We start from the raw sequence: 22,992 nt of genomic DNA on the forward strand, positions 1-22,992 counted from the left end.
GCTCCCCTCGGCTCAGGTTTCTTCGCCGTCGGCGGCGCGCCGCCAGGCGGGTTCGGGTGCGTTGTGTCCGCGCAGGATCAGGCGGTCGGGCAGGCGCAGATCGATGGTGACCACGTCGCGCTCCAGCAGCGCCTCGTCGCGGACCAGTTCGGCCAGTTGTTCCCAGGCCTCGACCGCACCCACCTCGGGTAGGCGCACCTCGATGTCGCCCTCCAGCACGACGTTCCAGCGGCGCTCGCCGACCCGAACGGCCGCGATCACCAGTTCGGCCAGGTCCGGCGCCCGGTCGAGCAGCGCCAGCAGATTGCCGGCGCGCTCCGGCGCGCCTTCGCCGACCAGCAGCGGCAGGGCTGCGAAGCGGGCCGGCTCGGCTCCCTCGATGATGGCTCCGTCGGTATCGATCACGTTCAGCCGGCCGTGCAGTTGCCAGAGCGCCAGCGGCTGGCGCTCTTGCAAGCGCACGAAGATCAGGTTCGGCAGGCGGCGTTCGACCCGCGCATCGGCGATCCAGGACAGAGCCATCAGGCGGTCGCGCGCCTCGGTCGGATCGAAGCGCAGCGTCGGGCTGCCGCGCCCGACGTCCAGAGCGGCCAGAACCTCCGCCGACATCGTCCGGTTACGCCCCTCTACCAGCACGTCGTCGACGGCCAGGCCGAGCGTTGCCGTCGTGGAGAAGAAGGCCTCCGTCGCCGCAAGGCTCTGGCGGTCGATCCAGCCGCTCGAGGCGGCCCAGCCACCGGCGCTGCCCAGAACGGTCAGGCCGAGCAGCGGCAGGGCCCAGCGCCAGTGGCGGCGGGCCGGCTTGGCGGTGCGCCGGCTCCGCTTGGGCTGCGAGCTGCGCGCCGGTTTCGCGTTTCGGTTCAGTCGCATGCGGCGTGCTCCAGCATCCAGCCGACCAGCTCGCTAAAGGTCATGCCCAGGTGTTGGGCTTGCTCGGGCACCAGCGACAGCGGCGTCATGCCCGGTTGGGTGTTGACCTCCAGGATGTACAGGCCCGCTTCCCCTTCCTCCGGAGTCCAGCGGAAGTCGGCGCGGGACACGCCCCGGCAGCCCAGCGCCCGATGGGCGGTCGCGGCGGCCTCCAGCGCGGCTTCGTAGATCTTCGGCGGTACGGGGGCGGGGACCAGGTGCTCGGTCCGGCCCTCGGTGTACTTGGCCTCGTAGTCGTAGAAGCCCTGGTGCGGGCGCAGCTCGGTGACGGCGAGGGGCCGGTCGCCCATCACGCCGACCGTCAGTTCGTGGCCTGCGATGAAGGGCTCGACCAGGATCCGCTCCCCGAACCCCCAGGACTTCGGGTCGAGCGGCGCTCTGTTGTCGCCCTCGCGTACGATCCGCACGCCGACCGAGGAACCTTCGTTCAGCGGCTTGGCGACGTAGGGGCGGGCCAGCGGATCGCCCGCGGACAGCTCGGCGCAGGAGACGGTCAGGCCGCCGGGTACCTGCAGGCCTGCGCTCTCGAACACCTGCTTGGCCATCGGCTTGTCCATCGCCACGGCCGAGGCCAGTAGGCCCGAGTGGGTGTAGGGCACGCCGAGCAGATCGAGCAGGCCCTGAACGCAGCCGTCCTCGCCCCAGCGGCCGTGCAGCGCGTTGAAGACGACGTCCGGCTTGGGCGTCAGGGCTTGAACCAGAGCGACCAGACCCTGCTCGCCCAGCCTCGGATCGATCTCGACGACCTCATGTCCCAGCTCGCGTATCGCCGCGGCGCAGGCCGCGCCGCTGGTCAGCGAGACCTCGCGCTCTGCCGAAGGACCGCCCATCAGGACGGCGACGCGCTTAGCCATGATGCGGGCCTCCCACCTGCGGGCCCTCCACCTGCGGACCCTCCGACGGGCGATAGGCGGCGATGCCGATACGCCTGATCTCCCACTCCAGCTCGATGCCGCTCTGCGCCTTGACACGGCTGCGGACTTCTTCGCCCAACGCCTCGATGTCGGCGGCCGTGGCCGTGCCGGTGTTGATCAGGAAGTTGCAGTGCTTTTCCGACACCTGCGCGCCGCCGACCGTCAGGCCGCGGCAGCCGGCGGCGTCGATCAGTTGCCAGGCCTTCTCGCCTGGCGGGTTCTTGAAGGTCGAGCCGCCGGTGCGGGTGCGGATCGGCTGGCTCTCCTCGCGGCTCTCCTGAATCTCGCGCATCCGCGTCTGGATTTCGGCGGGGTCGCCCACCTGTCCGCGCAGGCGGCAACCCAGGAAGATCCAGTCGGCCGGGACCGAGGACTTTCGATAGGACAGGCCCATATCGGCCGGCGACAGACGATGCAGTTCGCCCCGCGGGTCGAGCGCTTCGGCCCAGATCAGCGCGTCCTTCAGTTCGCGGCCGTAGGCGCCCGCGTTCATGCGCAGGGCCCCGCCGATGGTGCCGGGCACCCCGCAGAGAAACTCCAGACCAGCCAGGCCGGCTTCCGCGGCGGCCTTGGCCACCATGAGATCGAGGGAGGCGGCACCGACCTCCAGGGCCGCGCCCTCCGGCTCGTCCCCTTCGGCACGCCGCATCCGGGCGAAGTCGCGACCGAGGCGCAGCACGACACCGGGCACGCCACCGTCGCGCACCAGGAGATTGGAGCCCACGCCGATCACCGTCACCGGCACGTCGGCGGGCTTGGCCGCCAGAAAGGCGCGCAGATCCGCGCGGTCGGCCGGGCGAAAACTCACCTCGGCCGGGCCGCCGACCCGGAACCAGGTGATCCTGGCCAGGTCGGCATTCTCGCTGTAGCGCCCGCGCACCGGCGGCAAGCGGTCGAGCAGACGGGGAAGCTGTGCGGCGGTCATCGCGCTCATGGCCTCCCTCCCGCCGTCCGGCGGTCCTGTTCGGCGTAGCGCGCGTCCAGATCTTCCGGCAGGCTGCCTGCCCAGTTGGTGATGGTGCCGGCCCCGAGACAGACCACCAGGTCGCCCGCTTGCACCAGCGGCAGAATCGTCTCCGCCAGCCGCTCGGGAGTCTCCAGCGGCAAGGCGCGGCGGTGGCCGTGCGCGCGCAGCCCCGCGACCAGATGGTCGCGGTCGGCGCCCTCGATCGGCGTCTCGCCGGCGGCATAGACGTCGGCGACGATCACGGCGTCGGCGTCGTTGAAGCAGCTGCAGAAGTCTTCGAAGAGACTGGCCAGCCGTGTGTAGCGGTGGGGCTGAACCACGGCCACCACCTGTCCATCGGTGGCCTGGCGGGCGGCCTGCAGAACCGCCGAGATCTCGACCGGGTGATGGCCGTAGTCGTCGATCACCGTGACGCCGCGCGCCTCGCCGATGCGGGTGAAGCGTCGCTTGACGCCGGCGAAGTCGGCCAGGCCCGCCCGGATCGTTTCCGCGCCGAGTCCCATTTCCACCGCCACGGAAATCGCGGCGAGCGCATTCTCGACGTTGTGGCGCCCAACCATCGGCAGGAACAGCTCGTCGATCCGGCGCCGGTTCTCGCCGGTCCGATCGGAGATCACGACCGAAAAGCGCGAGCCGGCCGCCGAGGCCTCCAGAGCCTCCGCCCGCACCTCGGCTTGGGGAGAGAAGCCGTAGGTGACGATCCGCCGATCCTCGATGCGGCCGATCAGCGCCTGCACGCCCGGATGGTCGATGCACAGGACCGCGAAGCCGTAGAAGGGAATGTTCTCGACGAAGGTCTCGAAGGCGAGGTCGAGCGCTTCCGGCGTGCCGTAGTGATCCAGATGCTCGGGGTCGATGTTGGTGACGATGGCGATGGCGGAAGGCAGTTTGGTGAAGGTGCCGTCGCTCTCGTCGGCCTCAACCACCATCCAGTCGCCCGCGCCCAGGCGGGCATTGGTGCCGTAGGCATTGATAATGCCGCCGTTGATCACCGTCGGGTCCAGACCGCCGGACTCCAGCAGCGCCGCGACCAGCGAGGTGGTTGTGGTCTTGCCGTGGGTGCCGCCGACGGCGATCGACCACTTCAGGCGCATCAGCTCCGCCAGCATCTCGGCGCGGCGGACGATCGGCAGGAAACCGGCGCGCGCCGCGACGACCTCCGGGTTGTCCGGCTTGATCGCGCTGGAGGTCACGACGACCTGGGCCTTGACGACGTTTTCCGCGCGATGCCCGACCGCGACGTCGATGCCCAGCCCGCGCAGGCGGCGGACATTGGCACTCTCCGAGATGTCGCTGCCCTGCACCTGGTAGCCCAGGTTGTGCAGAATCTCCGCGATCCCGCTCATGCCGATGCCGCCGATGCCGACGAAGTGCAGCAGGCCGATGTCGAGGGGCAGCGCTCTCATGCGGCGGCCTCCTCGCGCTTGGCGCCGCCGTTGGAGCGGGTATGGTTCAGGACGACGTCTGCCAGACGCTCGGCCGCGTTCTCCTCGGCGAAGGCGCGCGCGCAGCCGGCGGCTTGTACCAGCGCGCCCGGTTCCTCGATCAGCCGGACCAGACGCTCGGCCAGGCTGTGCGGGGTCAGGTTCGATTGCGGCAGCAACCAGCCGCCGCCCGCTTCGGCGAGGGCCTGCGCGTTGCCGGTCTGGTGGTCATCGGCCGCGAAGGGGTAGGGAACCAGGATGGCCGGACGGCCGGCGGCGGCAAGCTCCGCCACGGTCGAGGCGCCGGCGCGGCAGATCAGCAGGTGCGCCGCCCTCAGGCGCTCCGACATGTCTTCGAAGAACGGCCGGAGTTCGGCCGTGACGCCGCAGGTGTCGTAGACTTCCGAAACGCTGCCGGTGTCGGTGCCGCGGACCTGCTGGGCGACCTTCAGGCGGGCCTTGATTGCGTCCGGCAGGCGGCAAAGCGCGTGGGGCAGCACGTCGTTGAACACCCGCGCGCCCTGCGAGCCGCCGATCACCAGCAGGCGGAATTCATCATTCGGGCCCGGCACGCCGTAGGGCTGGCGACCGAGCTGGGCGATGGCGCTGCGCACCGGGTTGCCGGTGATGGTGACTTTTTCCTGCTCGGAGTCGCGCAAGCCGGAGACCGTCGCGAAGGAGGTGCAGATCGTCTCGGCCTTCGGAGCGAGCAGGCGGTTGGCTCGCCCGGCGACGGCGTTCTGTTCGTGCAGGATCACCCGCAGCCCCAGCCGTCCGGCGGCGAAGACCGTCGGCACGCTGGCATAACCGCCGAAGCCGACCACGCTGTCGGGACCGATACGCTTGAGCAGGGAACGGGCCTGCAGGATGCCCCAACCCAGACGGAGCGCACCGCTCGCCCTGGACAGCAGGTCGCCGCCGGCGACGCCGCCGGCCGACACGCGCCAGGTCTCGATCTGCGGCAGGTCGGGGCCGAAGCCGGCGCCGCGTTTGTCCGTGATCAGCACCACCTTGGCGCCGCGCTCCAGCAGTACGCGAGCCAGGGCCTGCGCCGGGAACATGTGCCCGCCGGTCCCGCCCGCCGCCAGGACCGCCGTGAAGCGGCGCTTGCTGTCGGTGGCGCCGGTCATGTTTCGTCTCCCGTTGCGAATCGGCGGCGGGTCAAAGCCAGCAGCAGACCCATGCCGACCGCCAGGGCGAGCAGCGAGGAGCCGCCGTAGCTGATGAAGGGCAGGGTCATGCCCTTGGTTGGGATCAGGCGCAGGGCCGAGCCCATGTTGATCAGCGCCTGCAGGCCGAACTGCGTGAGCAGGCCGGTCGCCGCGAGTAGCACGAAGAGGCTCGACTCGCCGAGCAGGCGGGCGAAGCCGCGCAGCACCACGAAGCCATAGACCGCGACGATCAGCAGGCAGATGACCAGTCCCAGCTCCTCGCCGGCCACCGCGAAGACGAAGTCGGCATGAGCGTCCGGCAGGACGGCTTTCACGCGGCCCTCGCCGGGGCCGACGCCCCAGAGGCCGCCGTGCACGAAAGCCTCCAGGGAGCGGTCGATCTGGAAGGAGTCACCGGCGGCGGGATCGAGAAAGAGGTCGATGCGCTCGGTCACGTGCGGCAGGAAGGCATAGGCGCCGATCAGGCCGACCAGGCCGCAGATCCCCAGCGCGATCACCAGCACCATGGGTACGCCGGCGAGGAAGAACTGGACGCCGAAGATCACGCCCAGCACGAAGGTCTGCCCCAGGTCGGGCTGCGCCAGCAGCAGGGTCGCGAAGAGCCCGAAAAGCGCCATCGCCAGGGCCGTGCCGGGGAAATTCTGCTGGCTTTTGCCCAGGGCGAAGAGCCAGGCGCAGGTCACGGCGAAGAAGGGCTTGAGGAACTCGCTGGGCTGCAGCGAGAAACCGACCAGGTTGATCCAGCGCTGCGCGCCCTTGATCTCCGGTCCGATGGCCAGGGTGGCGACCAGCAGCATCAGAGTGCCGAGCAGGCCCAGGACGCCGAGCCGGCGCACCCAGGCGACCGAGAGCAGCGACGTGCCGAGCAGGCAGGCCCCGGCGAGCGGCAGCAGGACGAGTTGACGCTTCGCCAAGGAGAAGGAGCCGAGGCCGATCCGTTCCGACACGGCGGGAGAGGCGGCGAGAATCAGCACCGCCCCGATACCCATCAGGACGGCGAGGGCGGCCAGGGTCCAGCGGTCGACGGTCCACCACCAGCGGCCGAGAATCGAGGTGTCGGCGCGCGCGAAGCTGCTCATACGAGCTCCTCCTCGCGTTCGCCGGGGATCGCCTCGACGGCGCGCCGGAAGGTGTCGCCGCGCTGCTCGAAACTTGCGAACTGATCGAAGCTGGCGGCGGCCGGCGAGAGCAGGACGACGGGATTGGGCTTGCCGTCGCGCCGCGCGGCCACCGTGGCGGCGGCCAGCGCCGTCGCCAGATCGCCGCAGCGCTGCAGCGTGACCTTGCCCTCCAGCTCGGCGGCGAAGGACTCGCTGGCCTCGCCGATCAGGAAGGCCTCGGCGACCTTGTCGAGATGCGGCAGGCAGGGCTCCAGTCCGCCGTCTTTCGGTCGGCCTCCGGCGATCCAGTAGATCGTCGGATAGCTGGCCAGGGCCTTGGCTGCGGCCTCCGGGTTGGTTGCCTTGGAATCGTTGACGTAGGCAATGCCCTCGATCGCGGTGACGCGCTCCTGCCGGTGCGGCAGACCGGCGAAGGAGCGGATCGAGGCGGCCAAGGGTGCGCCGTCGACCTGGCAGGCCCGGCCGGCGGCATAGGCGGCGGCGGCGTTCTGCCAGTTGTGGCGGCCGGGCAGGCTGCCGACTTCATAGAGATCGATCGCCGGCACGCGCCGGCCGTCCAGTTCGTCGTAGAGAACGCCGTCTATCACATAGACACCGCCCGGTACCTCCCGCTCCGCCGAGATGCCGATGACCCGCTGATCGCCGGCGGCGGCGAGTTCGTCGTGAAGGGCGCGGCAGGTCTCGTCGTCCAGTCCGACGATCGCGGTGCGCGGGCTGGTCTGGCGGCGGAAGATCTCCTTCTTCGCGGCGACGTAGCCGTCGAAGCCGCCATGGCGCTCCAGATGGTCCGGCGTGATGTTGAGCAGAACCGCGATGTCGAAGGTGATGCAGAAGGTCAGTTCGAGCTGATAGCTCGACATCTCCAGCACGTAGGTCCCGCTGTTTCCGGCCGGCGCCAGGTCCATCACGGGCAGACCGATGTTGCCGCCGATCTGGGCGTCCAGATTGCAGAGCTGCAGCATGTGGCCGAGCAGGGCGGTCGTGGTCGATTTGCCGTTGGTGCCTGTGATGCCGATGTAACGCGCGTCGGCCTGGGCGCGGCCCAGCAGCTCGACATCGCCGATGATCTCGGCTCCGGCATCGCGCGCCAGCTCCACCACGGGATGCGGTGCCGGATACCTGTGCGGGATGCCGGGCGAGAGGATCAGCGAGGTCGGTTCCTGCCAGTCGCAGCGGTGGAGGTCGACCAGCGGTATGCCGCGCTCGGCGGCGTGGGCGCGCGCGTCCTCGTTGTCGTCCCAGGCCCAGACCTCGGCGCCGCTCGCCTGCAGCGCGCGCGCGGCTGCCAGACCGGAGCTGCCGAGACCCAGCACGCCGACGGGCAGGCCGTGGAAGAAGGGGAGTTCGATCATGCGGCGCCTCCCCTCATCTCAGCTTCAGCGTGGAAAGACCGATCAGCGCCAGCACGAAGGCGATGATCCAGAAGCGGATGACGATGGTCGGCTCGGCCCAGCCTTTCTGCTCGAAGTGATGATGCAGGGGCGCCATGCGGAAGACGCGCCGCCCGGTGGCCTTGAAGGAGAGGACCTGAATCATGACCGAGACGGTTTCGAGCACGAACAGGCCGCCGATGATCACCAGCACCAGCTCGTGCTTGGTCACCACCGCGATGCCGCCAAGCGCGCCGCCGCAGGACAGCGATCCCGTGTCGCCCATGAAGACCATGGCCGGCGGCGCGTTGAACCAGAGAAAGCCCAGGCTGGCGCCGACCAGTGCGCCGCAGAGAACCGCCAGTTCGCCGGTGCCGGCGATGTAGTGGATCTGCAGGTAGTTGGAGAAGACCGTGTTACCGACCAGGTAGGCGATCAAGGCGAAGCAGGCGGCGGCGATCATCACCGGCACGATCGCCAGCCCGTCCAGTCCGTCGGTCAGGTTCACCGCGTTGGAGGCGCCGACCATGACAAAGGCGGCGAAGGGCAGGAAGAACCAGGAGAGGTTGACCAGCAGGTCCTTGAAGAAGGGCACCGCCAGGTGCCGGTCCATCTCCGACGGAGCGATCTGCACGATCCAGGCGGTCGCCGCCACGGCGATGACGATCTGCACGGCCAGCTTGCCGCGGCCCGACAGGCCCTTATGGCTGCGCCGGGTCAGCTTCAGGTAGTCGTCGCTGAAGCCGATCGCGCCGTAGCCGATGGTCACGAAAAGGATGACCCAGACGTAGGGATTGGTCAGGTCGGCCCACAACAGGGTGGAGACCGCCAGGGACAGCAGGATCAGGACGCCGCCCATGGTCGGCGTGCCCTTTTTGGTCAGCAGGTGGCTCTGCGGTCCATCCTCGCGGATCGGCTGGCCCTCGCGTTGTTTCATTTTCAGCCAGGCGATGACGCGCGGGCCAAGCAGGAAACAGATCAGGAGCGCGGTCAGCACCGCCCCGCCGCTGCGGAAGGTCAGATAGCGGAATAGGTTGAACAGCTGGAAGTCGTCGGCGAAGGGAACGAGCAGGGTCAGCATGGGTGTGAGTTGTCGACCTCCTCAGCCGCCGTTGGCCGCGCGCGGCGCGGTGGGTTGATCCGAGGGGGCATCGGCTTCGGAATCCCCGTCCGACCCCGGCGCCAAGGCGTCGAGAGCGGCGATGACTTCGCGCATGCGGCTGCCGAGCGATCCCTTGACCAGCAGAACGTCGCCGGGCAGCAGAGCGTCGGCCACCAGAGGCGCCAGCGTCTTCGAATCCGCCGAAAGCGCGGCCACCCGCGAGGGCGGCAGGGCGCGGCCGAGATGCGCCATCAGCGGGCCGCAAAGGAAGACGAGATCGATGTCGGCGGCCGTGACGGCTTCGGAGAGTGCGGCGTGGAAGGCGGGACCCTGTCCGCCCAGTTCCAGCATGTCGCCGAGCACCGCGATCCGCCGGCCCGCGCCCTCGGGCTTGCAGCGTGCCAGCACCGCCAGGGCCGCCTTCACGGAGTCCGGGTTGGCGTTGTAGCTCTCGTCGATCAGCAGCGCCGCGCGGCCGCCGGGCAGCGTCAGTTTGCGTCGGGCGCCGCGCCCGGAGACGGGCTGCAGCCGCGCCAGTTCCGCGGCCGCGCTCACAGGATCGGCGCCGAGCGCCGAAACGGCGGTCAGCACCGCCAGCGCGTTGGTCACCCAATGCGCGCCCGGCTGGGCCAGGCAGAAGTCGAGGGGTTTGCCGCGCAGCTCGGCCTTCACCGCGCTGCAAGTCTCGTAAAGATCGGCATCGACCAGCCGGGAACTGGACTGGGCGTGCCGTCCGAACGACAGCAGCTTCGTAAGCCCGGCAGCCTCGGCTCTCGCGGCCAGCCGGTCGTAGAAACGGTCGTCGCGCGGCAGCACCGCCGTGCCCTGCGGACTCATGCCCTGGAAGATCTCGCTTTTCGCGTCGGCGATTCCCTCCTGGCTGTCGAAGAACTCGATGTGGGCCAAACCGATGGTGGTGATGACGGCCACGTCGGGACGCACGAGCTCGGTGAGTTCCGCGATCTCGCCGGCATTGCTCATGCCCATTTCGAAAACGGCGTAGTCGGCGTTCTTCGGCAAGCGCGCGAGAGAGAGCGGTACGCCCCAGTGATTGTTGAGACTGCCGGCGCTGGCGAAGGTCTTGCCTTGCGGCGAGAGACAGGCCCTCAAGGCTTCCTTCGTCGAGGTCTTGCCGGAGGAGCCGGTAACGCCGCAAACGCGGGCCGCGGTGCGGCTCCGGCTGGCGCGGGCCAGGGCGCGCAAGGCCTCCAGGCTGTCGCCGACCAGCAGCAGCGGCGCATCCGCGGGCAAGTCGTTCGGCTGGCGGTGCACCACTGCTGCGGCCGCCCCTTTGGCCAGGGCTTCGGCAACGAAGTCGTGTCCGTCGAAGTTCGGGCCCGCGAGCGCGACGAAAAGATCGCCGACCAGCACGCTGCGGCTGTCAATTGAGACGCCGTGGGCATTCCAGCCGCCCGGACCGGTGCCACCGGTCGCGGCGATCGCCTCCCCCGCGCTCCAAAGAGCTTCCGTCATACCTGTCCTCCGGCCAACGTTGCGATGGCCGTACGGGCGGCATCGCGATCGTCGAACGGCAACACGCGGTCGCCGACGATCTGGCCGCTTTCGTGACCCTTTCCAGCGATTACCAACACATCACCGGCTTCGAGCCGGGCAAGTGCAAATTCGATGGCTTCGCGCCGGTCGCCGATCTCGGTGGCATCGGGACAGGCCGGCAGGATCTGCGCGCGGATCGCCGCCGGAGTCTCGCCGCGCGGGTTGTCGTCGGTGACGACCGCCCGGTCGGCATGGGCAGCGGCGGCGGCTCCCATCAGGGGGCGCTTGCCGGGATCGCGGTCGCCGCCGGCACCGAAGACCACCCAGAGTTTGCCGGCCACATGGGGCCGCATGGCCTGCAGCACCACGCTCAAGGCGTCGGGGGTGTGGGCGTAGTCGACGTAGACCTGGCCGCCGGCCGGCGTGGCGCCGACCCGTTCCACGCGGCCGGGCACGCCGGTCAGCCGGGGCAGGGTGGCGATCGCGGCGGCCGGCTCCGCGCCGCCGGCCAGAACCAGGCCGAGCGCCGCCAGGAGGTTGTGCGCCTGGAAGGCGCCGGCCAGCGGTACGACCAGCCGATGCGTTTCGCCGCCGAATTCCAGCGTCAGCCCGAGGCCCGCCGGCAGGGCCTCGAGGGCCAGCAGCCGCAGGTCGCGCGCCTGGCGGCCGTAGGTCAGAATCCGCTGGCCGCGCCCGTCGCAGAGGCCGCGAAGATGATCGAACTCCGGGATGTCGGCATTCAGCACCGCGGTGCCGTCCGCCGGCAGCAGTGCCGTGAAGAGACGTGCCTTGGCGGCCAGGTAGGCCTCCATGCTGCCGTGATAGTCCAGGTGGTCGCGGCTCAGGTTGGTGAAGGCCGCGGCCGAAAGGCGCACACCGTCGAGCCTGAACTGGTCGAGGCCGTGACTGGAGGCCTCCATGGCCAGAGCCTCGATGCCCTCGGCCGCCAGAGCGGCGAGACAACGGTGCAGCTCGACCGGATCGGGTGTGGTCAGGGCCGCCGGCGCGTCGCTGCGCGGCGGCGTCAGGCCGAGGGTGCCGAGGCTGGCGGCCTTGCGGCCCAGGTTTTCCCAAATTTGCCGCACGAAGACGGCAACCGAGGTCTTGCCGTTGGTTCCGGTCACCGCGGCGATCTCGCGCGGCTGGCGCTTATGCAGCGTCGCCGCCATCAGGGCTAAGCGCCGGCGGGGTTCCGCGTCCTGAATCAGCAAAACGGGCGGATTGTAGCGCTTGATCTGCGTACCGTTCGGCGCCAGCACCGCCACCGCGCCCTTGGCCACGGCCTGGTCGATGAAGTCGCGGCCGTCCGCCTGCGCGCCGGGCAGGGCGGCGAAGAGGAAACCGGCCTCGACCTGACGGCTGTCCGCCGTCAAACCCGCGATCTCCAGTCTCTCGGCCGTGTTGCCCATGGCGCGCCTTTCGTCCTCCGTCAGAAGCTCATCGAGCCGCAACGTGGCGCCCCCTGAGATTCACCGGGATCAGATGCGGGTTCCAGTCGTCGCTGACCGCCGGCTCTTCCGCCGGCTCGGCCTGCGGCTCGATGCCGAGCAGCGGCGCCATGCGCTCCACCACCGACTTGACCACGGGTGCCGCGACCCAGCCGCCGGTGGCGTAGCCGAAGCTGTAGTCCGTCGGCTTGGGCTCATCGACCATCGCCATGACGACGTAGCGCGGGTTGTCCATCGGGAAGGCGGAGAGGACCGACGCGATGCGCTTGTCGACGGCGTAGCCGCCCCCCGCGGCCAGCTTGTCGGCCGTACCGGTCTTGCCGCCGACGCGGTAGCCCTCGGCATCGGCCTTGCCGGTCGTGCCGTGCTTGACAACCAGCCGCAGCAGCCAGTTCATCTTGTTCGAAGTTTCGGGACTCATCACCTGCTCGGCCATGATGCGCTCGCCGCGTACACGCTTGAGCAGCGTCGCCGGCACCAGTTGACCGCCATTGACCATGGCCGCCATCGCCCGCGCAGCCTGCAGCGGCGTCACGGCGATGCCGTGGCCGTAGCTGATCGTCATGGTGTTGATTTCGCGCCAGACCTGGGGCAGCAGCGGGCGGCCGACCTCGCCCAGTTCCAGGCTGACCGGGTCGAGCAGGCCCAGGCGTTCGAAGAAGCGCTGCTGCGCTTCGGTGCCCGCGGTCAGCGTCATCTGCACCGTGCCGATGTTGCTGGAGTACATCAGGATCTCGGGGATGCTGAGGACGCCCCTCTTGGGCTTGAAGTCGTTGATGCGAAAACGGCCGGCCCGGATCGGGTTGGTGACGTCGTAGCCGTCGGTCAGCCCGACAACGCCCAGGTCCAGTGCCATGGCGGTGGAGAAGACCTTGAAGATCGACCCCAGTTCGTAGACGCCCTGGGTCGCGCGGTTCAGAAAGGCGCTGTCGGGAATCCGCTGCGGCGCGTTGGGGTCGATCAGCGGCAGCGAGGCCATCGCCAGAATCTCGCCGCTGTGGACGTCCATGACCATCCCGGCGGCCCCGATGCCCCGCCACTCCTCCATGGCCGTCCTCAGTTCGTCGACCAGGATGTGCTGCAAACGCAGGTCGAGCGAAGAGCGCAGCGGCTCGTTGCTGCCGCGCAGGACATCGTCGAAGCTCGCTTCCAGGCCGATCTGGCCGACGTTGTCGATATTGGTGTAGCCGATCAGATGGCCGGTCAGATGCCCATGCGGGTAGAAGCGCCGCTCCTCCCGGACGAAGTCGAGGCCGGGCAGACCCAGCCCGTTGATCCGCGCCGTCTCGCGCGGTGTGAGGCCGCGCTTGATCCAGGTGAAGGAGGTGTCCTGGTTCAGTTTGGCCGTCAGCTCCGCGACCGAGAACCCGGGCAGGGCCTGAGCCAGCCGGATCGCCGCGGCCTCCGCATCGATCACCCGGCGCGGATTGGCGTAGAGCGAGTTGGTCGGCAGGGTGGTCGCCAGCACCTGGCCGTTGCGGTCCAGAATCTCGGCACGCTGGGTCTCCAGCGCGGCCGCAGCGCTGGGCGTTTCGGCGCGCTTCGGTTCGTCCTGCTCCGACAGGAGGGCCAGGTCGGCCAGGCGCAGCCCGACCGCAAGGAAAGCCAGCATGAAGACGGCGGCCGCGACCAGCAGGCGGGTACGCCCCATCTCCAGTGCGGCCTTGCGCTGGCCGTCGAGGCTGATGGTCCAGCCGCCGTTGACGCCGCCTTGTCCCAAATCCATGCCGCAGGGCGTCGTGGGCGTGATCTTGGTCTCGCTGTGACGGCGCATCAGCGGGTCTCCGAAACGGTGCGGTGACGGACGGGTAGGGGCGCGCCTGTCACCGGATTGCGGGGAATTCCGTCATCGATCCGGCCGAGGCTGGTCGGAAGCGGTTCTGCGACGCGGCGAAGCGCCGGAGCGTCGGCAACGGGAATTTCGACAACTAGAGTTTCGGCGGGCGGCTGCGCGGCCTGCAGGGTGGCCGCGACCAGATCGCCGATCGGGTCGGGAGTGCCGGCCAGGCGCTCGTCCGGGAGAGTCTCGCGCGACGGGACCTCCTGCACCGGAGGTGGCGCGTCCTGCCCGCCCGGCGCCACGACGTGAGTCGGCGCTCCGGGGTGACGCGGCGGTAGCGGCGGACCGGCGGCGAAGACGCGGCCGTCCATCGCTTCCGGGCGCGGCGGCAGCGCCGCGATGCGGCCGATCTGCGGCGCGGTCAGGGGAATCATTTCCAGATGCCGCTTCGCCAGCCGCGCGATGCGCTGCGGTTGGTTCAGGTAGCTCCATTCGGCCCGCAGGATATGCAGGGCCTCGCGGTCGTTCTGGATGCGCGTCTGGGCGTAGGCAAGCTGGTCGTCCAGGGCCTGCACCGCGTATTTGATCTGGAAAACCAGACCGACCGCGACGGCGAAGGCGACCAGCCAGAGCAGGGTGGTCCAGCGTAGGATCATGTCGTCCCTCCCGACCCTTCGTTCGGCCAGGCCGGGGCCGCCGTCCGTGCCGCGGCCCGCAGGCGCGCGGAGCGGGCGCGCGGATTTTCCGCCGTTTCGCGGGCGCTCGGCTTGATCGCCTGCCGGCTCAGCAGCTCGAAGCTGGGAGCGGCCGTTTCGCTCGCCTCCGGCAGATGCCGGGATCCGCGCGGCGCGGCACTGGACCGCGCGCGCAGGAAGTCCTTGACGATACGGTCTTCCAGGGAGTGGAAGCTGACCACCGCCAGCCGGCCGCCGGGTGCGAGGCAGCGCTCGGCGGCTGCGAGGCCCCGTTTCAGTTCACCCAATTCGTCGTTCACGTAGATGCGCAGAGCCTGAAAGGTGCGCGTCGCCGGATCGATGCCGTCCTTGGCCGCGCGCACGACGCTGCGCACCGTATCGGCCAGCTCCAGGGTACGGCTGTAGGGCCGTTCGCTGCGGCGGGCGACCAGCGCGCGGGCGATCTGCCGGCTCCGGCGCTCTTCTCCGTAGCGCCAGATCAGGTCGGCCAGTTCCGTCTCGCTGCGGCTGTTGACGACTTCGGCGGCGGTTTCGCCGGAGTTGCCCATGCGCATGTCGAGCGGCCCGTCGTTGCGGAAGGAAAAGCCGCGTTCCGGGCGATCCAGTTGCGGCGAGGAGACGCCGAGATCGAGCGCGATGCCCTCGACCGGGAGCGGCAGGTGGCGCTGCATCTCGGCGAAGCGATCCTCGACCAGTTGCAGCCGCTCGCCGAACTCCGCACGCAGCGCTTGGCCGGCGGCGATCGCCGCCGGGTCCCGGTCGAAAGCCAGGACGTTGCAGTTGGCCGCCTGCAGCAGGCCGCGGCTGTAGCCGCCAAGCCCGAAGGTGCCGTCGATATAGATTCCGCCGTCGCGCGGGTGCAGCACCTGCAGGACTTCGGCCAGGAGGACCGGGACGTGGCCGCCGGAACGGGAAGGGTGCGGTTGCCGGTTCGTGTCGCTCATGCCGGATCGCCCCCGCCGGTCTGCGGCTTGACCGCCAGGGAGGGGACCTTCTCCTTGGCTGACTGCCGCCGCGCGGACTGATAGGCGGACCAGCGTTCGGGCTGCCAGATCCGAAACAGGGCGCCGGTGCCCACGAAGACCGCCTTGTCTTTCAGGCCGGCGGTCGCAATCAGGGGGTCGGGCAGGACGATGCGGCCGTTGGCATCCCACTGCAGCTGATGGGCGGCGCCAAAGATCGTGGCGGAAAGATCCTCCTGAGCGTCGCTGAAGAGCTCATAGGAGTTGACCGAGTCCATCAGTTGATTCAGGAAGTCCTGGCCGCAGCCTTCGATCGCGCCCTCGACCTTGTAGGAGGGGAACAGGATCACGCCGTCGAAGCCTTGGCGGGACAGGGTCGGCCGGAAGGGCGCAGGGATCGACACGCGACCCTTGCTGTCCAGCTTTACCTCGTGGGTGCCGAGAAAGATCGGCGCCATGGTCGGTCCCCTGTCTCGACGTCCGCTGCCGCGCTTTGCGGGCGGCGGAGCCGCTGTCCGGGTTCGGCGGGGCATCCGCCGGACCCGTCGCGCACCGGACGCCTGACGCTGCGTCCGCCGGCCTCGCGGCCGTTTCACCTCACTCCAGCGCCTCGCCCCGTGGCGCCGTCTGCCCGGCTCGGCATGGGCTGTGCCGTCCGTTCATGGGAAATCATGGGATATCATGGGGCTCAATGGGTGTCAACGACACGGGAAAGTATTCGCCATGTGTTTCTAAGTTATCAACAGAGTGCTACTGCCGTTTGAAATACCGCTCAGCCCGCTCCACGCGCTTTCGTGAGTCTCCTTGTTGTTAATTAACAAGAAAGGACTTGTTCATTGAATGTTCTTATTTGAATATGAACAAAAAGGGGGCAGAGCTGGGACCCTGCGGCAGGCCCTTGGCGGTCAAGCCGGCGAGCCTCGGCCGAACGCGAAGATGTTAGGAACGCCAGACGGCCTGTAAGCCGGGTTCTGTCCCCTGCCTCGCGGCAGGGAGATGACCATTCATCTGGGACCCGCATTGCTGCGGGCCTCGCGCGACCAACCCGGGCGACGGCGCGGAAACCCGCCTGGCCCGCCTTGCGGAAGGCCGTGTCGCCCCTATTCGGTCTTGCTCCGGGTGGGGTTTACCTTGCCCGCCCCGTCGCCGGGGCGGCGGTGCGCTCTTACCGCACCCTTTCACCCTTGCCGTGCCGAAGCGCGGCGGTTTGCTTTCTGTGGCACTTTCCCTAGGCTCGCGCCCGCCGGGCGTTACCCGGCACCCCGTTTCCGTGGAGCCCGGACTTTCCTCCCTCCGTCCGAAAACGAAGAGCGGTCATCCGGCCGTCTGGCGAAGGTTGGATGTAGCGACCGGCGGGACCGCGATCAACGGAAAGCTGACCGTTCGGGCCGTCGGCCCCGACATCGGAATCAACACCGGCATCTCGACCGACGCTCGCCTGGTTCCACGTGACTGCGATCCGGTCTAGAAGGAGCGGCGAGTTTGAGGGGGAGGGGACATCATGGCCGGGCCGTGCAGCATCGGCATTATCGGGTTGGGCATCATGGGCCGCCGGTTGCTGGGGATCGCCCGGCAGCATCCGGCCTTCCGGCCCGGATTCCTGTGGGATCCTGCCGAAACCGCCAGAGCCCAGTCGCAGGCTTTGGCCCCCGAGGCCGCGATCGCGGCTTCGGCTGCGGCGGTGATTGCCGCCGCGGACCTCGTCTATCTCGCCTGCCCGCCGGTGCCCCGCAAGGACTATGCCCTCCAGGCCGCCGAGGCGGGAAAGCCGGTCTTCCTCGAAAAGCCGCTCGGCATCGACATCGCTGCCAGCCAGGACTTGATCGAGAGGCTGGCGGCCTCCGGCGTGCCGGCTGCCGTCAATTTCACGCAAGCGGCCAGCCCGGCACTTGCCGAGATTCAGCGCGCGCTGGCGGCTGGCGAGTTGGGCGAGCCGGCCGGAATCGATATCCTCGTCGCCTACGGCGCCTGGCCGAGGTCCTGGCAGGCGGAGGCCGACTGGCTGCGGTTCCGGGACGAAGGCGGCTTCACCCGCGAGGTGATTTCGCACTTCCTGTTTCTATCCGCACGGCTGCTCGGGCCGTTGCGGCCGGTCTGGGCACGGCCCAGCTTTCCGGCGCCGGAGCTGGCCGAGAGCCATCTGCTGGCGCGGCTCGAGGGACCGGGCGGCGTGCCCGTCTCCGTCCTCGGCAGTGTCGGCGGCCTTCAACCGGACCGGCAGGAGGTGACGGTCAAGGGCAGCCGGCGCAGCTATCGCATCACCGACTTCTATAGCCTGGAGGTTTCCGACGGCGGCGCCTACAGGCCGGCGCGTGTCCCTCAGGGCGATCCGCGGGAGGAGGCGCTGAATGCGCAGTTGAGCGAGCTTGCGAAATGTGTCGCCGGCCAACCGCATGCGCTCGCGACGCCGGCCGAGGCCTTCGCGGTGCAGACCTGGATTGAAGCGCTGTTGGCCGGCGTGACCTAGAGCGCGATCATCCTGAAGGGACGCGGTTTCGCTTCCCTTCAGGACGTGAATCGCACTCTAACTTCGCGAAAGAGTGGGATTCACGCCTCAGATGGCATCGCCCGAGCGAGTCCAGCTAAGGCGATCCGGCTCTAGCCGGCAGGGATTGGGAGAACTATTCGATGGATTACGTTTCGCTTGGCCGCACCGGCGTCGAGGTTTCGCAGCTCTGCTTCGGAACCATGTCCTTCGGGGGCGACGCCGACGAGGCGGAAGCAGGTCGCCTCTACGCGGCTTGCCGGGACGCGGGCGTCAACTTCTTCGACTGCGCGGACGTCTACAGCCAGGGCCGGGCGGAAGAGATTCTCGGCCGCCTGATCGCGCGGGAGCGCGATCAACTGGTGATCACCTCCAAGTGCTTCAATCCCATGGGCGAGGGCCTGAACGACCGCGGTCTGAACCGACGGCATATCTCGATGGCCGTGGAGGCCAGCCTGCGGCGGCTCGGCACGGATCGCCTGGACCTGCTGTTTCTGCACAAGTGGGACCCGAACACGCCCCTGGAGGAGACGCTTCGGGCGCTTGAGGATCTCGTGCGGGCCGGCAAGGTCGTCTATGTGGGTGCCAGCAACTTCGCCGCCTGGCAGATCGCCAAGGCCCTTGGTGTTTCGGAGCGTCACGGCTGGAATCGGTTCCAGGTGATTCAGCCGATGTACTCGCTGGTCAAGCGCCAGGCCGAGTCCGAGATCCTGCCGTTGGTCGCGGCGGAAGGACTGGGTGCCATCGTCTACAGCCCGGTCGGCGGCGGCCTTCTGAGCGGCAAGTACGGTTCGGACCGGAAACCGGAGAGCGGTCGTCTGCTCGACAACCGGATGTACGCGACGCGCTACGGCGAGGACTGGATCTATCGCACGGCCGCGGACTTTACCGCTTTTGCGGGCAAGCTAGGCGTCCACCCCGTCAGTCTCGCGGTGGCCTGGGCCGGGGCGCATCCGGCCGTGACCTGCCCCATCGTGGGCGCGCGTAACGTCGAGCAGTTGCAGCCGGCTCTGAACTCCGTCGAGATCGAGATGATGGCGGAGCTGCGCGCCGAGATTGCGGCGCTGTCGCGCCAGCCTGCGCCGGCCACCGACCGTCTGGAGGAAGCGGAATGAGGAGCGCGGATATCGTCGTGATCGGTGCCGGCATGGCCGGCGCCTCGGCGGCAGCGGAAATCCTCGCGGCGGCGGAAGGGGTGCGGGTCCTGGTCTTGGAGGGGGAGGCCCGGCCCGGCTATCACACCACCGGGCGCTCCGCCGCCTGCTTCATTCAGAACTACGGCAACAGGAGCATACGCCAGTTCAACGCGGCCAGCCGCCCGATCCTCGAAGCGCATCCGCTGGCGGCGGAGGTGGAGGAGGCGCCGGGCAGCCTGTTGTCTCCGCGCGGCATCCTGCAGCTCGACGACGGCACGCAGGGCGCCGCGTTCGATGAGTTGCTCTCGGAGGGCGACGGTGTCGAGGCTCTGGACGAGACGGCGGTGCGCGCGCTGGTTCCGGCGTTGCGGCCCGGCAGCTTCGCGCGCGCGGCCTATGAGGCCGACGCGATGGACATCGACGTCGACCGTCTGCACCAGATCTACCTTCGCTTCCTGAAGCGGGCCGGCGGCGAACTCGTCTGCGATGCGCGCGTGACGGCGCTGCGTCGCGAGGCCGACGTCTGGCATCTGGAAACGACGGCCGGTGCCTTCGAGGCGCCCGTGATCGTCAACGCGGCGGGGGCCTGGGCGGATCGGGTTGCCGTGCAGGCAGGGTTGTCGCCGATCGGCCTGCAACCGCTCCGCCGCTCGGCCGCGCTGCTGGCGCCGCGCGACGGGTGGGACGTGGGGCGCTGGCCACTGACCGGCGACCTGGGGGAGCGTTGGTACATGCGGCCCGATGCCGGCCGCATGATGGTCTCCCCGGCCGATGCCGATCTGGTCGAGCCGCAGGATGCCTGGCCCGACGACATGGTGCTGGCCGAGGGGCTCGATCGCTTCGCTCGAGTCTTCGACTACGAGGTGACGAGGTTGGAGGCGAGCTGGGCGGGCCTGCGCACCTTCGCGCCCGACAAGAGCCTGGTGATCGGCTTCGATCCGGCGGCGGAGGGATTTTTCTGGCTCGCCGGCCAGGGCGGGTACGGCATCCAGACCGCACCGGCTGCGGCGCGCCTGGTCGCCGCGCTGCTGCTGGGCCGGGACGTTCCGCCGGAACTGGCCGCCCTTGGGTTCGAGGCCGAGAGCGCCGCGCCGGCACGTTTTCGCTAAGGCGAAGTCGCGGCCAAGGGGCAAGGCCGCGATCTGCGCCCGAAGCGTTAACGCTGGGTCAGTTTGAACTCGATGCGGCGGTTGCGGCTGAGCGCGTCGGGACTGCCGCCCTGGGCGATCGGCCAGTTGTCGGCGAAGCCGGCGGCAACCAGCCGGTTCTCCGGCAGGCCGCGGGCAATGAGGAATTGCACGACCTCGATCGCCCGCGCCGTCGAGAGTTCCCAGTTGGAGGGGAACTGTGCCGTGGCGATCGGCAGGCTGTCGGTATGGCCGTCGACCCGCAGCACCCAGTCGAGATCGGCGGGAATCTCCTCCGCAAGCTCGATCAGGGTGTCCGCCAGACTGGCGATCTGTTCGGCGCCCTCGGACTGCAGCCTTGCCGAGGCCGAGGCGAAGAGCACCTCCGACTGGAACACGAAACGGTCGCCGACGATCCGAACGTCCGGGTTGTCGCCCAGCACCTCGCGCAGTCGTCCGAAGAACTCCGAGCGATAACGCGCCAACTCCTGGACCTTGGTGGCCAGCGCCGCGTTGAGCCGCTGGCCCAGATTGACGATCTCGACCTGCTGCTCGCGATTCAGCGCCTCGCTGGCCTCCAGAGCCTCGTTGAGGGCGGCGAGCTGTTCGCGAAGCTGCAGAAGCTGTCTGTTCAGGCGCTCGACTTCGCGCTGCGCCGTCTCGCTGAGGCGCTGCTGATCCGTCGCGAAGTCCTGAGTGCGCGACAGCTCCGCCTCGGTCTCGGCCAGGGCGGCGCGGGCTTGCTCGCGGCTGGTCTGCAGTTGCGCCAGTTCGTCGGCGCGCTCCTCGAGGAACTGCCGCAATTCGACGATACGTTCCTCCCGGTCGCTGAGGCTGCTCTGAGCCTCCGTGAGCGCGCGGGCCTGGGCCGCCAACTCGGCCTCCAGCTCCGCCAGCTCCGCGTCGCGCGCCTCGACGCGCGCGCGCAGCGCCTCCAGGGCCGCGATCTGCGCCGCCAATTCGTCCTCGCGGCTCAGCGCCTCGCGCTCCAGGGTTTCGATCCGCTCCGCGCGTGTCTGCGACGTCGCCTCGGCTTCGCCGAGCTGGCGTTCCAGGCGGCCGACCGTTTCGTCCCGGATCGCCAGCCGGCCCTCCAGACCGGTCAGCTCAAGGCGCAGGCGGTCGCGCAGAGTCTGCAGCGCCTGCACCTCGGCAAGCTGCGCCTCGATGGTCGCCCGGTCGGCCGCGACCTGCTGCTGCGCCTCGGCCAACTCGGCTGTGGACTGGCGCAACTGCGTCTCGGTCAGCTCCAGCCGGTTGGCCAGAACGTCCCGCTCGTTCACCAGTCGCGCCAGATCGCCGGCCAGGCGGTCGCGCTGTTCCGTCAAGGCCGACAACTGCGCCGCCAGGGACTCGCGCTGGCCCAGCGAAGCCTGCAGTTCGGACGAAAGCTGCGAGACGTCGACGCGCAGGTTCTCGTTGGCCTGACGTTCCAACGACAGCAGGTCGGAGAGTTCGTCCAGCCGCGTGGTCAACTCGGCCAGCCGCGTATCCCGGTTGGTCAGCGCGGTCGAGAGGAAGAACTGCCCGACCATGAAGACCAGCAGGACGAAGACCAGCACCAGCAACAGCGTCGCCAGCCCGTCGACGAAGCCGGGCCAGATATTGGTGGCGCGCTCCCTACCGGTCCGGGAGAGGTTATACATGGGCGCTTAGCCTCGGCAGACCTCAGCCCTCCGTCTCCTCGGCCAGGGCCGCGATGGTGCGGGCCAGCAGGCGGATTTCGGCGCGGATGTCTCCGACCGTTTGCTCCCGGCCGCGCTCGACCTCGCCTGCGATGCGGGTGACGTTGAGCGCCAGGGTGCGGATGTGATCGCGGGTGGCTTCGTCCAGGACGGTCCGTGCGTCGCTCCGTTCGCCGAACTGCGCCTCGCTGAGCTGTTGCAGCAGCGGCTTGATCGCACTGTGGGTTTCCGCCAGCCGGCGCATCACCTCCTGTTCGGTGCGCATCTGTTCGGTCATGACGCTCAGCCGCTCGGTCAGCAGGGCGAGGTTGCGGTTAGCCTCCTGCCGGTCGTCCTCGCCCCGCGCGATGGTGCGCTGCAGGGAGTCCAGACTGTCGGCGGTCGATTCCAGCAGGGCCGTCAGGTAGGCCGGGACGGAGGCCTCGCCGCCGGCCACGCCCTCGCCGCCGCTGGACAGGCGGGTCAGGCCGGACAGCCATTCCTCCAGTTCGTTGACGAAGCGGTTGTGCGCCTGGCCGGCCTGCAGCTCCAGGAAACCCAGCACCAGCGAGCCCGCGAGCCCGAATAGGGAGGAGGAGAAGGCCGTACCCATGCCGGAAAGCGGTCTCTCCAGCCCATCCTTAAGCTGGTCGAACAGCACGGCCGCATCGCCGCCCGCCGAGAGACTGCCGATGGTCTCGGCAACGGAATCGATGGTCTCCAACAACCCCCAGAAGGTGCCGAGCAGACCGAGAAAGATCAGCAGGCCGATCAGGTAGCGCGAGATATCGTGGCTCTCGCCGATGCGGATCTGAATGGAGTCCAGCAGCGTGCGGGTGGAGAGCGCGGAGAGTGTCAGCCGGCCCTTGCGCTCGCGCAGCATGTTGGCCATGGGCCCCAGCAGTCGGGGCGGCGTCACGCCCTGGACCGAGCCGGGAAAGATCAGGCCACCGCTCGACTCGCGCTTGAGCTGCTCCAGGTAGCTGACCTCCGGCTGCAGCAGCAGGACCTGACGGATCGAATAGCCGATTCCCAGCAGCAGCACGCCCAGGATCATGCCGTTCAGAACGGCGTTGGCCAGGAAGGCCTCCTGCAGGCGGGGAAACAGCAGCGCGGCTGCCACGGCAACGAAACCGAGGAAGACCGCCATGCGCAGCAGGTAGATCCTCGGCCGGGTCATGGCGTCTCGCAGGACATGACG

Annotated in this window: 19 protein-coding genes and 1 other RNA gene; 3 read left to right on the forward strand and 17 right to left on the reverse strand. The window is 69.1% G+C overall.

The window, feature by feature from the left end:
- Positions 1-12 precede the first annotated feature (12 nt).
- The 15 genes from DBZ32_RS17730 to rnpB all read right to left on the reverse strand — a co-directional run bounded on the left by DBZ32_RS17730 (position 13) and on the right by rnpB (position 16,709).
- The gene (locus tag DBZ32_RS17730; protein ID WP_119168578.1) at positions 13-870 is read right to left on the reverse strand and encodes a cell division protein FtsQ/DivIB; all 858 of its coding nucleotides are present in this window, start codon (positions 868-870) and stop codon (positions 13-15) included.
- The gene (locus DBZ32_RS17735; protein ID WP_119168579.1) at positions 861-1,784 is read right to left on the reverse strand and encodes a D-alanine--D-alanine ligase; all 924 of its coding nucleotides are present in this window, start codon (positions 1,782-1,784) and stop codon (positions 861-863) included. Before DBZ32_RS17735 ends, DBZ32_RS17730 begins: the two co-directional genes overlap by 10 nt.
- A complete protein-coding gene (gene murB / locus DBZ32_RS17740; RefSeq protein WP_119168580.1) occupies positions 1,777-2,778 on the reverse strand; it encodes a UDP-N-acetylmuramate dehydrogenase in 1,002 nt (333 codons plus the stop codon). The genes DBZ32_RS17735 and murB overlap by 8 nt, the downstream gene beginning before the upstream one ends.
- Positions 2,775-4,217 carry a UDP-N-acetylmuramate--L-alanine ligase gene (murC, locus tag DBZ32_RS17745; protein WP_119168581.1) on the reverse strand — a complete coding sequence of 481 codons (1,443 nt, stop codon included), beginning with the start codon at positions 4,215-4,217 and terminating at the stop codon, positions 2,775-2,777. The genes murB and murC overlap by 4 nt, the downstream gene beginning before the upstream one ends.
- A complete protein-coding gene (gene murG / locus DBZ32_RS17750; protein WP_119168582.1) occupies positions 4,214-5,365 on the reverse strand; it encodes an undecaprenyldiphospho-muramoylpentapeptide beta-N-acetylglucosaminyltransferase in 1,152 nt (383 codons plus the stop codon). Before murG ends, murC begins: the two co-directional genes overlap by 4 nt.
- Positions 5,362-6,486, reverse strand: a complete 1,125-nt coding sequence (locus tag DBZ32_RS17755) for an FtsW/RodA/SpoVE family cell cycle protein (protein ID WP_119168583.1) — start codon at positions 6,484-6,486, stop codon at positions 5,362-5,364. Before DBZ32_RS17755 ends, murG begins: the two co-directional genes overlap by 4 nt.
- Positions 6,483-7,880 carry a UDP-N-acetylmuramoyl-L-alanine--D-glutamate ligase gene (gene murD / locus DBZ32_RS17760; protein WP_119168584.1) on the reverse strand — a complete coding sequence of 466 codons (1,398 nt, stop codon included), beginning with the start codon at positions 7,878-7,880 and terminating at the stop codon, positions 6,483-6,485. The genes DBZ32_RS17755 and murD overlap by 4 nt, the downstream gene beginning before the upstream one ends.
- Before the next feature lie 13 nt (positions 7,881-7,893).
- A complete protein-coding gene (mraY, locus tag DBZ32_RS17765) occupies positions 7,894-8,979 on the reverse strand; it encodes a phospho-N-acetylmuramoyl-pentapeptide-transferase (RefSeq protein WP_119168585.1) in 1,086 nt (361 codons plus the stop codon).
- A 21-nt stretch (positions 8,980-9,000) separates the two neighbouring features.
- Positions 9,001-10,473, reverse strand: coding sequence for a UDP-N-acetylmuramoylalanyl-D-glutamyl-2,6-diaminopimelate--D-alanyl-D-alanine ligase (locus DBZ32_RS17770; protein WP_119168586.1), 1,473 nt, complete (start codon positions 10,471-10,473; stop codon positions 9,001-9,003).
- Positions 10,470-11,945, reverse strand: a complete 1,476-nt coding sequence (locus DBZ32_RS17775; protein ID WP_407923506.1) for a UDP-N-acetylmuramoyl-L-alanyl-D-glutamate--2,6-diaminopimelate ligase — start codon at positions 11,943-11,945, stop codon at positions 10,470-10,472. The genes DBZ32_RS17770 and DBZ32_RS17775 overlap by 4 nt, the downstream gene beginning before the upstream one ends.
- Positions 11,932-13,716 (reverse strand): peptidoglycan D,D-transpeptidase FtsI family protein, encoded by a 1,785-nt coding sequence (locus DBZ32_RS17780; protein WP_208539290.1) that lies wholly within the window; start codon positions 13,714-13,716, stop codon positions 11,932-11,934. The genes DBZ32_RS17775 and DBZ32_RS17780 overlap by 14 nt, the downstream gene beginning before the upstream one ends.
- Positions 13,716-14,378: a cell division protein FtsL gene (gene ftsL, locus DBZ32_RS17785; RefSeq protein ID WP_119168587.1), complete on the reverse strand. Its 663-nt coding sequence runs from the start codon at positions 14,376-14,378 to the stop codon at positions 13,716-13,718. The genes DBZ32_RS17780 and ftsL overlap by 1 nt, the downstream gene beginning before the upstream one ends.
- The gene (gene rsmH, locus DBZ32_RS17790) at positions 14,375-15,361 is read right to left on the reverse strand and encodes a 16S rRNA (cytosine(1402)-N(4))-methyltransferase RsmH (RefSeq protein WP_119168588.1); all 987 of its coding nucleotides are present in this window, start codon (positions 15,359-15,361) and stop codon (positions 14,375-14,377) included. Before rsmH ends, ftsL begins: the two co-directional genes overlap by 4 nt.
- Complete coding sequence (locus DBZ32_RS17795) at positions 15,358-15,837, reverse strand: division/cell wall cluster transcriptional repressor MraZ (protein WP_162906852.1); 480 nt, start codon at positions 15,835-15,837, stop codon at positions 15,358-15,360. Before DBZ32_RS17795 ends, rsmH begins: the two co-directional genes overlap by 4 nt.
- Positions 15,838-16,323: 486 nt before the next feature.
- Positions 16,324-16,709, reverse strand: an RNA gene (gene rnpB / locus DBZ32_RS17800) — RNase P RNA component class A.
- Between the two features lie 171 nt (positions 16,710-16,880).
- Here rnpB and DBZ32_RS17805 point away from each other — a divergent pair.
- From DBZ32_RS17805 to DBZ32_RS17815, 3 genes are all read left to right on the forward strand, one after another.
- Positions 16,881-17,846 carry a Gfo/Idh/MocA family protein gene (locus DBZ32_RS17805; protein WP_119168590.1) on the forward strand — a complete coding sequence of 322 codons (966 nt, stop codon included), beginning with the start codon at positions 16,881-16,883 and terminating at the stop codon, positions 17,844-17,846.
- Positions 17,847-18,007: 161 nt separating this feature from the next.
- Entirely contained in the window at positions 18,008-18,979 is a 972-nt protein-coding gene (locus tag DBZ32_RS17810) for an aldo/keto reductase (RefSeq protein ID WP_119168591.1), read from the forward strand.
- Positions 18,976-20,109: an NAD(P)/FAD-dependent oxidoreductase gene (locus tag DBZ32_RS17815; RefSeq protein WP_119168592.1), complete on the forward strand. Its 1,134-nt coding sequence runs from the start codon at positions 18,976-18,978 to the stop codon at positions 20,107-20,109. The genes DBZ32_RS17810 and DBZ32_RS17815 overlap by 4 nt, the downstream gene beginning before the upstream one ends.
- Before the next feature lie 47 nt (positions 20,110-20,156).
- Here the strand turns inward: DBZ32_RS17815 and DBZ32_RS17820 are convergent, their stop codons facing one another.
- Positions 20,157-21,773, reverse strand: a complete 1,617-nt coding sequence (locus DBZ32_RS17820) for a peptidoglycan -binding protein (protein ID WP_119168593.1) — start codon at positions 21,771-21,773, stop codon at positions 20,157-20,159.
- 22 nt (positions 21,774-21,795) lie between these two features.
- The gene (locus DBZ32_RS17825) at positions 21,796-22,971 is read right to left on the reverse strand and encodes a flagellar motor protein MotA (protein WP_119168594.1); all 1,176 of its coding nucleotides are present in this window, start codon (positions 22,969-22,971) and stop codon (positions 21,796-21,798) included.
- Positions 22,972-22,992 lie beyond the last annotated feature (21 nt).

It is taken from the genome of Algihabitans albus, assembly GCF_003572205.1.
In the GTDB taxonomy this organism is placed as follows: Bacteria; Pseudomonadota; Alphaproteobacteria; order Kiloniellales; family DSM-21159; genus Algihabitans; species Algihabitans albus.